At 62.8% G+C, this 13120-nt stretch carries 13 protein-coding genes; 7 read left to right on the top strand and 6 right to left on the bottom strand.

The window, feature by feature from the left end; translation table 11 throughout:
* Positions 1-108 precede the first annotated feature (108 nt).
* The 5 genes from GQA94_RS09405 (at position 109) to rlmF (ending at position 7464) form a co-directional block, all read left to right on the top strand.
* Entirely contained in the window at positions 109-2943 is a 2835-nt protein-coding gene (locus GQA94_RS09405) for a valine--tRNA ligase (RefSeq protein WP_158187766.1), read from the top strand.
* Positions 2944-3302: 359 nt separating this feature from the next.
* Positions 3303-4685: a sodium:proton antiporter NhaD gene (gene nhaD, locus GQA94_RS09400; protein ID WP_158187765.1), complete on the top strand. Its 1383-nt coding sequence runs from the start codon at positions 3303-3305 to the stop codon at positions 4683-4685.
* Positions 4686-4756: 71 nt separating this feature from the next.
* Positions 4757-5053, top strand: a complete 297-nt coding sequence (locus tag GQA94_RS09395; protein ID WP_158187764.1) for a winged helix-turn-helix domain-containing protein — start codon at positions 4757-4759, stop codon at positions 5051-5053.
* Between the two features lie 188 nt (positions 5054-5241).
* Positions 5242-6414, top strand: a complete 1173-nt coding sequence (locus GQA94_RS09390) for a YbfB/YjiJ family MFS transporter (RefSeq protein ID WP_158187763.1) — start codon at positions 5242-5244, stop codon at positions 6412-6414.
* A gap of 45 nt (positions 6415-6459) precedes the next feature.
* Complete coding sequence (gene rlmF, locus GQA94_RS09385) at positions 6460-7464, top strand: 23S rRNA (adenine(1618)-N(6))-methyltransferase RlmF (RefSeq protein WP_158187762.1); 1005 nt, start codon at positions 6460-6462, stop codon at positions 7462-7464.
* Here the strand turns inward: rlmF and GQA94_RS09380 are convergent.
* The 4 genes from GQA94_RS09380 to GQA94_RS09370 form a co-directional block, all read right to left on the bottom strand.
* Positions 7452-7892, bottom strand: a complete 441-nt coding sequence (locus GQA94_RS09380) for a GNAT family N-acetyltransferase (RefSeq protein ID WP_158187761.1) — start codon at positions 7890-7892, stop codon at positions 7452-7454. The two genes, rlmF and GQA94_RS09380, sit on opposite strands and share 13 nt — an antisense overlap.
* Before the next feature lie 3 nt (positions 7893-7895).
* Positions 7896-8087 carry a hypothetical protein gene (locus tag GQA94_RS09375; protein ID WP_158187760.1) on the bottom strand — a complete coding sequence of 64 codons (192 nt, stop codon included), beginning with the start codon at positions 8085-8087 and terminating at the stop codon, positions 7896-7898.
* 147 nt (positions 8088-8234) lie between these two features.
* Entirely contained in the window at positions 8235-8357 is a 123-nt protein-coding gene (locus tag GQA94_RS23530; protein ID WP_256371962.1) for a hypothetical protein, read from the bottom strand.
* The gene (locus tag GQA94_RS09370) at positions 8357-9568 is read right to left on the bottom strand and encodes an MFS transporter (RefSeq protein ID WP_158187759.1); all 1212 of its coding nucleotides are present in this window, start codon (positions 9566-9568) and stop codon (positions 8357-8359) included. The genes GQA94_RS23530 and GQA94_RS09370 overlap by 1 nt, the downstream gene beginning before the upstream one ends.
* A 140-nt stretch (positions 9569-9708) precedes the next feature.
* Here GQA94_RS09370 and yejK point away from each other — a divergent pair, with 140 nt between their 5' ends.
* Complete coding sequence (gene yejK / locus GQA94_RS09365; RefSeq protein ID WP_158187758.1) at positions 9709-10716, top strand: nucleoid-associated protein YejK; 1008 nt, start codon at positions 9709-9711, stop codon at positions 10714-10716.
* A gap of 150 nt (positions 10717-10866) precedes the next feature.
* The gene (locus GQA94_RS09360; RefSeq protein WP_158187757.1) at positions 10867-11664 is read left to right on the top strand and encodes an undecaprenyl-diphosphate phosphatase; all 798 of its coding nucleotides are present in this window, start codon (positions 10867-10869) and stop codon (positions 11662-11664) included.
* Positions 11665-11715: 51 nt separating this feature from the next.
* Here the strand turns inward: GQA94_RS09360 and GQA94_RS09355 are convergent, their stop codons facing one another.
* Both GQA94_RS09355 and GQA94_RS09350 read right to left on the bottom strand, forming a co-directional pair.
* Positions 11716-12654, bottom strand: a complete 939-nt coding sequence (locus tag GQA94_RS09355) for a glutathione S-transferase family protein (protein ID WP_158187756.1) — start codon at positions 12652-12654, stop codon at positions 11716-11718.
* 87 nt (positions 12655-12741) lie between these two features.
* Positions 12742-13017 carry a GIY-YIG nuclease family protein gene (locus GQA94_RS09350; RefSeq protein WP_158187755.1) on the bottom strand — a complete coding sequence of 92 codons (276 nt, stop codon included), beginning with the start codon at positions 13015-13017 and terminating at the stop codon, positions 12742-12744.
* Positions 13018-13120: the final 103 nt, after the last annotated feature.

The following is a 13120-nucleotide window of genomic DNA, read 5'->3' as shown; positions in this document are numbered from 1 at the left end:
ACGCATGGCCTGCCCGCGGATAAAAGCGTCATCCTGAACCTGCCCCACGCGCACTTTGCCTTTATACTGGCCCGCTTTTCCGATCAGCCGTTCTAAGGGTCCCGCCGCATGGACAAGACCTACCAGCCGCACGCCATCGAAACTTCCTGGTATCAGACCTGGGAGTCGAACAACTATTTCGCCCCCCAGGGTTCAGGCGAGCCCTACACCATCATGATCCCGCCGCCGAATGTCACCGGCAGCCTGCACATGGGCCACGGTTTCAACAATGCGATCATGGATGCGCTGATCCGTTTCCGCCGGATGCAAGGTCGCAATACGCTGTGGCAGCCGGGGACCGACCACGCCGGCATCGCGACACAGATGGTGGTTGAGCGCCAACTGGGCGCGCAAGGCATCAGCCGCCACGATCTGGGTCGTGAGAAGTTTCTCGAGAAAGTGTGGCAATGGAAGGATGAATCGGGCGGCAACATCACCCGTCAGATCCGTCGCCTGGGTTCCTCCGTGGACTGGTCGCGCGAGCGCTTCACCATGGACGCGGGCCTGTCCAACGCCGTGAAGGAGGCCTTCGTCCGGCTGCACGAAGACGGCCTGATCTACCGCGGCAAGCGCCTGGTCAACTGGGACACCAAACTGCATACCGCCATCTCCGATCTGGAAGTCGAAAACCACGACGAGAAGGGCCACCTCTGGCATCTGCGCTATCCGCTGGCTGACGGCTGCAGGACGGCCGATGGCCAGGATTACCTGGTCGTGGCCACCACCCGCCCGGAAACCATGCTCGGCGACGCCGCCGTGGCCGTGCACCCGCAGGATGAGCGCTACAAGAACCTGATCGGCCGGCACATCATGCTGCCGCTGGTCAATCGCCTGATCCCGATCATCGCCGATGACTATGTCGATCTCGAGTTCGGCACCGGCTGCGTGAAGATCACCCCGGCCCACGATTTCAACGACTATGAAGTGGGCAAGCGTCATCGCCTGCCCCTGATCAACATCTTCGACCGCAACGCCGCGATCCTGGCCCGCGCGCAAGTGTTCAACATCGACGGCACGCCGAACGACAAGGTCGACGCCAGCTTGCCCGACGGCTACGCGCACATGGATCGCTTCGATGCACGCAAGGCCATCGTCGCCGAGTTCGAGGCCATGAGCCTGCTCGAAAAAATCGACGATCATGCGCTGAAGGTGCCGCGCGGCGATCGCTCCGGCACCATCATCGAACCCTGGCTGACCGATCAGTGGTATGTCTCCACCAAGCCGCTGGCGGAAAAGGCGATCAAGGCGGTCGAAAACGGCGATATCCAGTTCGTGCCCAAACAGTACGAAAACATGTATTTCAGCTGGATGCGCGATATCCAGGACTGGTGCATCAGCCGTCAGCTCTGGTGGGGCCATCGCATCCCGGCCTGGTACGACGAGGCCGGCAACGTGTATGTCGGCCGCGACGAGATGGAGGCGCGCACCCGCTATAACCTCGGTAACCAGATCGAACTGCGCCAGGACGAAGACGTGCTGGACACTTGGTTCAGTTCCGGCCTGTGGACCTTCTCCACCCTCGGCTGGCCCGAGCAGACTGACTTCCTCAAGACGTTCCACCCGACCGATGTGCTGGTCACCGGCTTTGACATCATTTTCTTCTGGGTCGCCCGCATGATCATGTTGTCGACTCACCTGACCGGGCAGATTCCGTTCAAGACTGTCTATGTGCACGGCCTGGTCCGTGACGGGCAGGGCCAGAAGATGTCCAAATCCAAGGGCAACGTGCTCGATCCGCTGGACATTGTCGACGGCATTACGCTCGACGAACTGCTGACCAAGCGCACCAGCGGCATGATGCAGCCCAAGCTCGCCGAAAAGATCGCCAAGCAGACCCGTGCCGAGTTCCCTGAAGGCATCGCCAGCTACGGCACCGATGCCCTGCGCTTCACCTTCTGTTCGTTGGCCTCGACCGGCCGCGACGTCAAGTTCGACATGGGGCGCGTCGAGGGTTATCGCAACTTCTGCAACAAGATCTGGAATGCCGCGAACTTCGTCTTCGAGAACACCGAAGGCAAGGACACCGGTGTGGATGAGGCGCCGGTCGAGCTGTCTCCGGTCGACCGCTGGATCATTTCGGCCCTGCAGCGTACCGAGGCCGAAGTGACCCGCCAGCTCGAGGCCTTCCGCTTCGACCTGGCCGCCCAGGCGCTCTACGAATTCATCTGGGACGAATACTGCGCCTGGTACCTGGAGCTGGTGAAACCGGTACTCTGGGACGAAACCGCCAGCGCCGAGCGCCAGCGCGGCACCCGTCGTACCCTGGTACGTGTTCTGGAAACCGCGTTGCGCCTGGCGCACCCGTTCATGCCCTTCATCACCGAAGAAATCTGGCAGCGCGTCGCGCCGCTGGCGGGCAAGTCCGGTCCGACCCTGATGCTGCAGCCCTGGCCGGAATTCAACCCTGAACGCCTCGACGAGGCCGCCGAAGGCGATATCGAGTGGGTCAAGGCGTTCATGCTCGGCATTCGCCAGATTCGCGGCGAAATGAACATCTCCATGGCCAAGCGTATCGACGTGGTCCTCGGCAACGCGTCAGCAACGGATCGCCGCCGACTGGCCGATAACGAACCGCTGCTGAAGAAGCTGGCCAAGCTCGAAAGCATTCGCATCCTCGACGCGGGCGAAGAGCCGCCGCTCAGCGCCACCACACTGGTCGATGACATGCAGGTGCTGGTACCGATGGCCGGGCTGATCGACAAGGATGCCGAGCTCGCGCGCCTCGACAAGGAAATCGGCAAGCTGGATGGCGAAGTGAAACGTGTCGGCGGCAAGCTCGGCAACGCCGGCTTCGTCGACAAGGCGCCAGCAGAAGTGATCGACAAGGAGCGCGCCAAGCTGGCCGAGGCCGAACAGGCCAGAGCCCGATTGATGGCACAGCGCGAACGCATCGCCAGCCTGTGACGACGCAGAAGGCCAGCACTCCGGTGCTGGCCTTTTTGCTTATGCGACTGCACTTGATTGATGACAAGTCATAACGGCCGGCGCTGTTACACTATGCCGAATACGGAAATATCCGATAACAATTGCCAGGCCGATCCCACGCAGAAAGCTCGACGACCGAAGTAAGCCAGTCGCGATGCGGCATCCCGATCCGGGCCGCTGCTCGCGCAGCCGTTCACGACGCAGGTAGCCCCCTCCCGTATCACGGTCACTTAGTTCACTCGCACAGCCAATCGCCCATCTTTCGAGCCTGCCAGCAACCGAGCCCGACGGTCCGCCCGTACGGGTTCGGTACGGTTTCTAAAAATGGAGCCCCCGCGATGTATGTACTCATGGCTGTTGTGTTTGTCCTTGGCTATCTATGCATAGCCTTCGAGCACCCGCTGAAGATCGACAAGGCCGCGGCCGCGATCCTGACCGCGGTCCTGTGTTGGACGCTACTGGTCCTCGGTGCCGACTCGCTCGTCCCGCCATTGCTGCCCGATAGCCATGGCTCCGGTGATGCCTCAGCCGTGGTGGTAGAGGCGTTGCGACACCATCTGGGAGAAATCTCAGAGATCCTCTTTTTTCTGCTCGGCGCAATGACCATCGTCGAGCTGATCGACTCCCATGAAGGCTTCAAGGTCATCACCGACCGAATCCAGACGCGCAAGCGGGTCCATCTGCTATGGATCATCGGCTTCCTGACGTTCTTCCTCTCGGCCGCGCTGGACAATCTGACCACCACCATCGTCATGGTCTCGCTGCTGCGCAAGCTGATTCGCGGTCGCCCCGAGCGCTGGCTGTTCGTGGGTGTCGTGGTGATCGCCGCGAACGCCGGCGGGGCCTGGTCGCCTATCGGCGACGTCACCACTACCATGCTCTGGATCGGCAACCAGATCACCGCCTCGGGCGTGATTGCCGGCTTGTTCCTGCCAAGCCTGGTCTGCCTGCTGGTGCCGCTGCTGATCCTCAGTTTCCGCCTGCGCGGCGAAGTACCTCGCCCGCGTGCACGTGCTCACCTGGCCGAGCGCAACCCGCCGGCAACCACCGCCTTCGAGCGTAATATGGTGTTGGCCCTGGGGCTGAGCGCACTGGTGTTCGTGCCCATATTCAAGACGGTCACGCACCTGCCGCCGTACATGGGCATCCTGTTCGGTCTCGGCGTTCTCTGGGTCGCTACCGAATGGCTCCACCGTCACAAGGAAGACCACCACAAACACCCCCTTTCGGTGGTGGGCGTGCTGCGCAAGGTCGACACGCCGAGCGTGCTGTTCTTCCTCGGCATACTGCTGGCCGTGGCGGCGCTGGCCACCGCAGGTCATCTGACCCAGGTTGCGACCGCGCTGCGTGAGTCGCTGGGCCATATCTATCCGATCAACTACAGCATCGGCCTGCTTTCCGCTGTAGTCGATAACGTGCCGCTGGTGGCCGGCTCGATGAAAATGTACCCGCTGGTCGATCCGGCAACGCTCGCCACCGCGGCGCCTGGCGAAACCGCCTGGCTCTCGCACTTCGTCGTCGATGGTAATTTCTGGGAAATGCTCGCCTACTGCGCCGGTACTGGCGGCAGCACGCTGATCATCGGCTCGGCAGCCGGCGTTGCCGCCATGGGGATGGAGAAGATCAGCTTCACCTGGTACCTCAAGCGTGTCAGCCTCTTGGCTTTTCTAGGCTACACAGCCGGCGCCGTCACCTATATCGGTATGCTCGCGCTGCGTTGATCGATCACTGCCTGGACCGTTGCAGCGCATGATTTCGCAACGGCCCAGGCGTTCACAGCGATGGACTCGAGATGACCGTCAGCAAAACAAAAAGCAGCTTTTACCGTCGCCTCTACGTGGCCTGGTTGATCGATACCGGCGCAGCCACCAGCGTACCGGCGTTGACCGCCGCAACCGGTATGCCCAGGCGTACCGCCCAGGACACCCTGGCGGCACTGGCCGACCTGGATATCGACTGTCGCTTCATCCAGGAGAATGGCGAGCGCCATAATGCCGGTTTCTATCGCATTCACGACTGGGGCGCGATCGACCGTCAATGGATCGAGCGCAACCTGCCCACCCTCAGATCCGTGCTCGGCTATCCCTGACATCAGGCGGGACCGTATGACCTTCGGTTCGGTGAGCGCATGAACGTCCCATCATCGGCGCTCTGCGCGGCGACTGCGAAGCGTGGCCGCTGCGTGGGAATCGCCGCAGGTTCCCTTCTTTCGGGCACGTGGTCGTTTGCCGCGGCTGACGCTAAGCTGTGGGCCCTTTTATCGATGGCCGTCTCTCGATGTCCCAACGCCCCGCCCTGTTCCCGGTCCTGCTGGCCGGCGCCACGTTGCTGCTGGTGGTTCACGGCCTAGGCCGTTTCATCTATACACCGCTGTTGCCGTGGCTGGTGGAAGACGGATTGCTGACGGTACGCGAGGGCGCCGGCATCGCCACCTGGAACTATCTGGGTTATCTCATTGGCGCGCTGCTGGCCTTGCGCTGGCACCGGGTGGCGCAGATTCGCCGCAGCCTGCCGTGGGCGCTGGTACTGCATGTGCTCAGTACGCTGGCGCAGACCCAGGCCGAATCGGCTGATGCACTCAGCGCGTTGCGCCTGCTCAACGGCATCAGCAACGGGCTGGTCTTCGTCCAGGCCCCTTCGCTGATTCTCGAGTGGCTGGCCCGCCATCGCCGCGTGTCATCCAGTGGACTGGTGTATCTGGGTGCCTGCGTAGGGCTGATTCTGTCGAGCCTGCTGGTAAGCCTCAGCACCGGCGTGCTGGTGGGTGCGCAACGTTGGTGGCCGGCGGCATTGCTGTCCATCCCGTTGGCGTGGTGGGGCTGGCGTCAACTGGCGCGCCTGGACATGCCGCCGGAGCCGCCTGCTACAGCGCCCGGACACGCCGCGCCCAGCGGCCGTCTGCTGGATCGCGCCAGCACGCCGCTGTTTCTCTCATATGCCGGTGCCGGAATGGGCTACATCCTGCCGATGACATTTCTACCGATGGTGGCGCGCCTTCAGGTCGAACCCGGCGATCTGCTCATCGAAAGCAGTTGGCTGGTGGTAGCGCTCGCCACCCTGCCCTCACCGTGGTTGTGGAACCGCCTCGGCGCGTGGCTCGGCGACGTACAGGCGCTGCGTCTGAGCTATATGACCCAGCTGGCCGGTGTACTGGCCGCGCTATTGCTGCCGGGCGGGCCGGGTATCCTGTTGTGCGCCGTACTGGTCGGCGGGACCTTTCTCGGCACGGTGTTGCTAACCCAGCGGCTGGCGCGCGCACTGCACCCGCATCAGGGGCCCCGCCTGTCCGCGGCGCTGATTGCGCTCTACAGCCTGACCCAGTTGGCCGGTCCCTGGCTCACAGGCGTCTGGCTGGGCATGGGCGGCTCTCTGCACAGTGCATTCTGGCTGGGGGCCGGTGCGCTGCTCTGGGGGCTGATCTGGATGCTGCGGGTTCCACGTCATGCGTGAAAGCTGTGGGACAATGCAGGCTTTCATCGCGACCTGTTGCCGAACATGACCGTCCGCAAATCCACCCGCGCGCCATCGCGCGCCGCCAAGCCCGCCGAAGGCAAGGCCACCCTGCACCCGCGTAACCGCCATACCGGGCGCTATGACTTTCCCGCGTTGATCGAGGCGAGCCCCGAGCTGGCGGCGTTCATGATCATCAACCCGTACGGCAAGCAGAGCATCGACTTCGCCAATCCCGACGCGGTACGCGTATTCAACCGTGCCCTGCTCAAGCAGTTCTACGGGATCGCCCACTGGGATATCCCGCCCGGCTATCTGTGCCCACCGATTCCCGGTCGAGCCGACTACCTGCATGGCCTCGCCGATCTGCTGGCCGAGGTGAATGGCGGCGAGATTCCGCGCGGGGCCAGTGTTCATGCGCTGGACATCGGCACCGGTGCCAACTGCATCTACCCGCTGATCGGCCTGCGTGAATACGGCTGGCGCTTTACCGGCTCGGACATCGACACGATCGCCCTGGCGTCGGCGCGCACCATCGTCGCGGCGAACAAGCTGGGGGAGCGTATCGCGCTGCGGCAACAAAACGATTCCCGGCACATTTTCGAACATCTGGTGCAACACGAGGACCGCTTCGACATCACGCTTTGCAATCCGCCGTTCCATGCCTCGCAGGCCGAAGCCAGCAGTGGTAGCCAGCGCAAATGGCGAAACCTCGGAAAGCTCGACCCTAAACGCAAGCTGCCCGTGCTCAATTTCGGGGGTCAGGCGGCAGAACTCTGGTGCGAAGGAGGCGAAGCGGCTTTCATCGCCCGTCTGGCGGACGAGAGTCGCGGTGTAGCGCAGCAAATCTGCTGGTTCAGTACGCTGGTGTCGAAGGCGGGCAACATACCGCCCCTGCAAGCTCGCCTGAAGAAGCTCGGCGCACGGCGTATACACCTCTCGGACATGGCTCAAGGGCAGAAGCGCAGCCGCTTCGTCGCCTGGACCTTTCTGACTGACGATCAGCAGAGCGAGTGGCGCGCGACGCGCTGGAAGCGTCAGCCGGGCTGATTCAGCGCTCGGCGAAAATACAGGGGCGCGTCTTCATAACCCAGCCGGTCGTAGAATCGATGAGCCGCCTCGCGACGGGCATCGCAGTGAAGCTCCATGCGGTCACAGCCGCGAGCGCGGGCACACTGTTCGGCGGCCTGTATCAGCAGCGCCCCGACGCCCTTTCCCCGCGCCGTCGAGTCGACACACAGATAGCTGATCCGGCAAAAGTCGCCGTCGAGCGCCAGCTGAACGATGAAGTGCAGCGAGATCAAGCCGAGCAGTGAGCCGTGCTCGCCTTCAGCCACCAGCAGGCTGGCGTCTGGATGATCGAGCTGCTGCCGAAGACGGCGGTCGATGAAGGCATCGCAACCTGGATAGCCCAATTCACCGAGCGGGCGGACTATCGCGCCGGTATCCTCCGCACACGCCTCGCGTACGCGGGGCATGGCTCAGACCGCCACGTCCCAGAGCTGCTTGTTTTTCAGTGCCATGGTCTGGATGTAACGGGGCTCGCCATTGATCTCTTCCAGTTCGGTCATGCCGGCGAGTTCGCCGACAACGCGATAGCGCTTGCCGACGCGCTTGTCCTGCAGTGGATAGAGTTGAGCGATGTGTTGGGCGAGTTCGGTAAGAGTGGACATGGTTCGGTGGCTCCAGATAACAGCATGCCGCAGCTTTTTACAGGTCTTCGATGACGTTTACGCGACAGTTCTCATTCGTCTCGCCTGTTGGAGCCATTTGTACCGAATTGATTCCTTCGCCTGCGTAAAAACTGCCCAAACGGTCGATCAGCAGATCCCAACGCCCAATTGCAGCAGCGCCAGCCCGCCCTGCTGCCAGCCCCACCAGGCGGCCACCATCAGCAACGCCAACAACATGGCGCCGCCGCCCCAGAGCCATGCGCTACGCATCAGGCCGTACCCGCAGCCAGGCGGACCCGCTCGACAGACTGCTCGCGGATCGGCCAGTTCAGCGCCGCCGCTATCAGGCTGAGCGCGATGGAAATTTGCCAGATCAGGTCATAGCTGCCCGTCCGATCGTATACCCAGCCACCCAGCCAGCCGCCGAAAAACGAACCGATCTGATGGAACAGGAAAACGATACCGCCAAGCATCGACAGGTTGCGCACACCGAACAGCGTCGCCACCGTACCGTTGGTCAGCGGGACCGTCGACAACCACAACAGGCCCATCGCGATACCGAAGGCATAGGCCGTCCACAATGTCAGCGGAGCGAAGAAGAACGCGCTGATGACGACCCCTCGCAGCAGATAGAGCGCCGTCAGCAGCTTGGGCTTCGAATAGCAGCCGCCCAGCCACCCGGCGGTGTACGTCCCCACCACGTTGAACAGCCCGACCAGTGCCAGCACCGTGGTGCCGGCCGTTGCTGGCAATTGTTGATCCACCAGATACGCTGGCAAGTGAACACCGATGAACACCACCTGGAAGCCGCACACGAAGAACCCCAGCGCCAGCAGGCGGAACCCGGAATGGCTGACCGCCTCGCGCAGCGCCTCGCCCAGCGTTTGCTGCGGGCCGGTCACCGGTGTAGCCGGGCCGCTACGCAGCATCAGCGCCAGGGGCATGAGCAACGCGACGAGCAGGCCCAGCGCCAGCAAGGCCGACGACCAGCCCAGCCAGCCAATCAGTCCCAGCGTGCCGGGCAGCATCGCGAACTGGCCGAATGAGCCCGCGGCGCTGGCAATTCCCATGGCCATGCTGCGTTTCTCGGCCGGGACGGCGCGGCCGACCGCGCCGAGGATCACCGAAAAGGACGTACCGGAGAGTCCCAATCCGATCAGCAGGCCCGCGCTTAGCGACAGCGACAACGGCGAGTCCGCGCCAGCCATGAGCAGCAGGCCGACCGCGTAGAGCACGCCGCCAAGCAATACCGCCTTGGCTACGCCGAAACGGTCCGCGAGGGCGCCGGTTATCGGCTGCACCAGCCCCCATATCAGGTTCTGCAACGCAATGGCAAAGGCAAAGACCTCACGACCCCAGCCGAACTCCGCGCTCATCGGCGGCAGAAAAAGGCCAAACCCGTGCCGTGTGCCCAGGGACACGGCCAGGATCAGGGAGCCGCCCAGCAGGATCCAGGTACTGTTGCGCCATATCGCCTTCATCGCCGACACACTTAGTAAAAAACAAGGGGAAGCCATCTTACCCGCATACCGCGCTTTAACCACATCCACTTTTGCCCTGCGGCGGGCGCGACTGCTCGGGTAAACTGCCGCCTGTCTGCCTTACCCGACGCGAGTAACCCATGCCGATTCGCCACTGCATCGTTCATCTGATTGAGAAAAAGCCCGACGGGACGCCGGCCGTGCTTCATGCCCGCGACTCGGAACTGGGTGAGTCCCAGGCCATCGAGAACCTGCTCGCCGATCTCAACGAAAGTTACAACGCCAAGCAGGGCAAGGCCTGGGGCTACTTTCACGAGGAGTCCGGCGCCTACCCCTTCAGTGGCTGGCTGGGCCAGTACATGGAGGGCAATCAGGATTTCACCGCGTTCAGCCGTCAAGCCGTGGAGCACCTGCAAAAACTGATGGAAGAGTCCAACCTCTCCACCGGCGGTCACGTGCTGTTCGCCCACTATCAACAGGGCATGACCGATTACCTGGCGATCGCTCTGCTGCATCACAGCAACGGCGTGACCGTGACCGATTCGCTGGACGTCGCGCCGGCCAAGCATCTGGATCTTGGCCAACTGCATCTCGCCACGCGCATCAACCTGTCCGAGTGGAAGAACAACCAGCAGTCCAGGCAGTACATCTCCTTCATCAAGGGCAAGAACGGCAAGAAGGTCTCGGAGTACTTCCGCGACTTCATCGGCTGTCAGGAAGGCGTGGACGGTCCTGGCGAGACACGAACGCTGCTCAAGGCCTTCAGCGATTACGTCGAAAGCGAAGACCTGCCGGATGAAAAGGCCCGCAAGAAAACCACCGCCCTGGTCGGTTACGCCAGCAGCCAGGCCAAGATCGGCGAGCCGATGTCGCTCGAAGAACTGTCGGGCGTGATCGACGAGGAGCGTCCGCGCGCCTTCTACGACCACATCCGCAACAAGGACTACGGCCTGTCGCCGGAGATTCCAGCCGACAAGCGCACCCTCAACCAGTTCCAGCGCTTCACCGGGCGGGCCGAAGGGCTGTCGATCAGCTTCGAATCGCATCTGCTGGGCTCGAAGATCGAATATGACGAGGCCCGCAACATGCTGATCATCCGCCAACTGCCGACGCAGCTGACCGATCAGCTCAAGCGTCGCAAGGACTGAGCAGCGCCCTGGACGCCGCGATCAACCCTCTGACGGCCGCCCGAACGGAACGGAATCCGGCCGTCGCTGAATGAATTGCCGGTTTGTCAGTCACATGGCTGCTCGATTGCAGCCACAACAACGCACGACCCGTTCTGGTAAGGATTCACAATGGATTGGCTTCACCTGATTATTCTGTCCCTGGTGCAGGGCATCACCGAGTTTCTTCCGATCTCCTCTTCGGCTCACCTGATCCTCCCGTCCCAGGTCCTTGGCTGGCCGGACCAGGGCCAGGCGTTCGACGTCGCGGTGCATGTCGGCACCCTGCTGGCCGTGCTGATCTGCTTCCGTCACGAGGTGATCGCCACCACGCGTGGCTGGCTGGCGCATGTTTTCAGACAACAGGTCAGCGCCGAGAGCCGGCTCGGCTGGGCGATCATCATCGGCACGTTGCCGGCGGCGATCATCGGACTGCTGCTGGAGGATTACATCGAGCAATACACCCGTTCGATGCTGTTCATCGCCGCCACCACGCTGATCTTCGGCCTGCTGCTGTGGTATGCGGACGTCAAGGGACGGAGGGTCGCCGAGATGGATCAGTTGACCTGGAAAAGCGCACTGATCATCGGCTTCGCCCAAGCGCTGGCTCTGATCCCTGGCACGTCACGCTCGGGCATCACCATGACCGCCGCGCTGCTGCTCGGATTCACCCGACAGAGCGCTGCGCGCTTCTCGTTCCTGCTGTCGATACCGCTGATTCTGGCGGCGGGCGGACTGAAAACTGTCGAGCTGGTCCAGTCAGGGGAAAATGCGCAGTGGAACGACATCTTCATCGGTGCCGCGCTGTCCTTCGTCGCCGCCTTCCTCTGCATCAAACTGTTCCTCAAGGCCCTGGATGCGCTGGGCATGTTGCCGTTCGTGATCTATCGGCTGCTGCTGGGTGTCACGCTGCTGTTCATCGCCCTGTAACAGCCTTCGAGTGCCCGCGACCGGCAATAGCCAACCGACGGGCACCGTGCGTCAACAGGCTTCGAGGCGATAGCCGATACGTGGAAAGTGCACGTGGACGATACCGGCACGCGCGTCTTCACGGCGCAGGATCAATTCCTCGACGCCCGCGAACACCAGTTCACCCGCCACTGGCTCGGTGCCGTAGTCCACGGCGGCGATCGTCACCTGCTGGCCCGCCTTGAAACCGTTGGGTTCGAAGAAGGCCTCCTCGGGCAGCGGCGCCGGCGTGGCCTCGCGCGCGCGCGTCACCGCCTCTTCGGCAGACAGTTCGCCAGGCGAGCCGTGGCCGACGCCGAGAACCTTGCTCAGCCACGCCGCGACTTCGGGATAATCCTCGACCAGCGGCGCGGTGACCGGCGTGGCCTTGAGAAACCACAGGCAATGCGCAACGGCAAAATCAGCGATACAGGGCGCGCGTCCCAACAGGAATTCGCCAGCCTCGCGCGCGAGCTGCTGTTGCAGGCGCGCCATCAGCACCGGCCAGTGGCTCCTGGCCTGTTCCAGCGGCACGCGCGACACCGAACCGCCACTGAACAATTGCGCGCGATCCTTGCTGAACACTTGCACGAATTCCTTGGGTGCCTGGGCAAAGCGCAGCGCCATGGACTCCGGCTGGAACACCAGACTCACCGCATGCAGGAACAGCACCGAATCGGCCCACTGCGCCAAGGTCGCGGCGACAAACTCCTGGCCCTCCGGAAAAAGCGCAGGCGTACTTTTCTCGGCTTCCAGGCGACGGGCCATCAGCGCGGTATCGCAATAGACATCCGCACCGACCTGCAGCACGGGCGTGCGCCGGTAGCCGCCGGTCAGCGCCGTGAGATCCGGCTTGGGCATGACCGGAGGGATCGCCACCGAGCGCCAGGAGAGCTGCTTGAAACCCAGCATCAGGCGCGCCTTTTCGGCGAAGGGAGAAGTGGGATAGTGGTGCAGAATGATTTCGTGCATTGCAGGCTCCGCCAGTCTTGTCATGTAGACCTCAGCTTACGCGCGGCTGGCGTGGCAGCCTACCCGTTCAGCTGATTGCCAGACTATTCACCGGGACGCAGCGTGCGTGGCCACCAGGGCTTCCTTGGCCGGTTTTTTCAGCTGCTTGATCGCACGTTCGCGGCGTAACGCGTCGCCCTTGCTGCCACAGGCTTCGACATAGACCAATGCAACTGCCGGACTCGAATGGAAGAAGCGTGCCCCGCGCCCGCACTGATGCGCAGCGAAGCGGCGCTCTGCATCGTCGCTGATCCCACAGTACAGCGAACCATTGGCGGCCCGTACCAGGTAGACGAACCAGGGCTTTGGCGAAGCGACGCTCATGCGAAAAACACTCTCGGAATCGATACGACCGGACGACCAGCGAGCCGCGCGGCCATCGGCATCGGATTGTCCTTATCCGTGTCGACTGGATCAAGCGCATCGC

Origin of the sequence: Stutzerimonas stutzeri, assembly GCF_009789555.1 — a bacterium.
GTDB lineage: Bacteria > Pseudomonadota > Gammaproteobacteria > Pseudomonadales > Pseudomonadaceae > Stutzerimonas > Stutzerimonas stutzeri_R.
This window is presented reverse-complemented; position numbering and strand designations above follow the sequence as displayed.

Bases quoted from the DNA above. Each gene is read 5' to 3' on its own strand.
- GQA94_RS09390 (WP_158187763.1), top strand. From the start codon at position 5,242: ATGTCCCAACGCCCCGCCCTGTTCCCGGTCCTGCTGGCCGGCGCCACG.
- nhaD (WP_158187765.1), top strand. From the start codon at position 3,303: ATGTATGTACTCATGGCTGTTGTGTTTGTCCTTGGCTATCTATGCATA.
- yejK (WP_158187758.1), top strand. From the start codon at position 9,709: ATGCCGATTCGCCACTGCATCGTTCATCTGATTGAGAAAAAGCCCGAC.
- GQA94_RS09405 (WP_158187766.1), top strand. From the start codon at position 109: ATGGACAAGACCTACCAGCCGCACGCCATCGAAACTTCCTGGTATCAG.
- GQA94_RS09380 (WP_158187761.1), bottom strand. From the start codon at position 7,892: ATGCCCCGCGTACGCGAGGCGTGTGCGGAGGATACCGGCGCGATAGTC.
- GQA94_RS09370 (WP_158187759.1), bottom strand. From the start codon at position 9,568: ATGAAGGCGATATGGCGCAACAGTACCTGGATCCTGCTGGGCGGCTCC.
- GQA94_RS09395 (WP_158187764.1), top strand. From the start codon at position 4,757: ATGACCGTCAGCAAAACAAAAAGCAGCTTTTACCGTCGCCTCTACGTG.
- GQA94_RS09350 (WP_158187755.1), bottom strand. From the start codon at position 13,017: ATGAGCGTCGCTTCGCCAAAGCCCTGGTTCGTCTACCTGGTACGGGCC.
- GQA94_RS23530 (WP_256371962.1), bottom strand. From the start codon at position 8,357: ATGCGTAGCGCATGGCTCTGGGGCGGCGGCGCCATGTTGTTGGCGTTG.
- rlmF (WP_158187762.1), top strand. From the start codon at position 6,460: ATGACCGTCCGCAAATCCACCCGCGCGCCATCGCGCGCCGCCAAGCCC.
- GQA94_RS09355 (WP_158187756.1), bottom strand. From the start codon at position 12,654: ATGCACGAAATCATTCTGCACCACTATCCCACTTCTCCCTTCGCCGAA.
- GQA94_RS09360 (WP_158187757.1), top strand. From the start codon at position 10,867: ATGGATTGGCTTCACCTGATTATTCTGTCCCTGGTGCAGGGCATCACC.
- GQA94_RS09375 (WP_158187760.1), bottom strand. From the start codon at position 8,087: ATGTCCACTCTTACCGAACTCGCCCAACACATCGCTCAACTCTATCCA.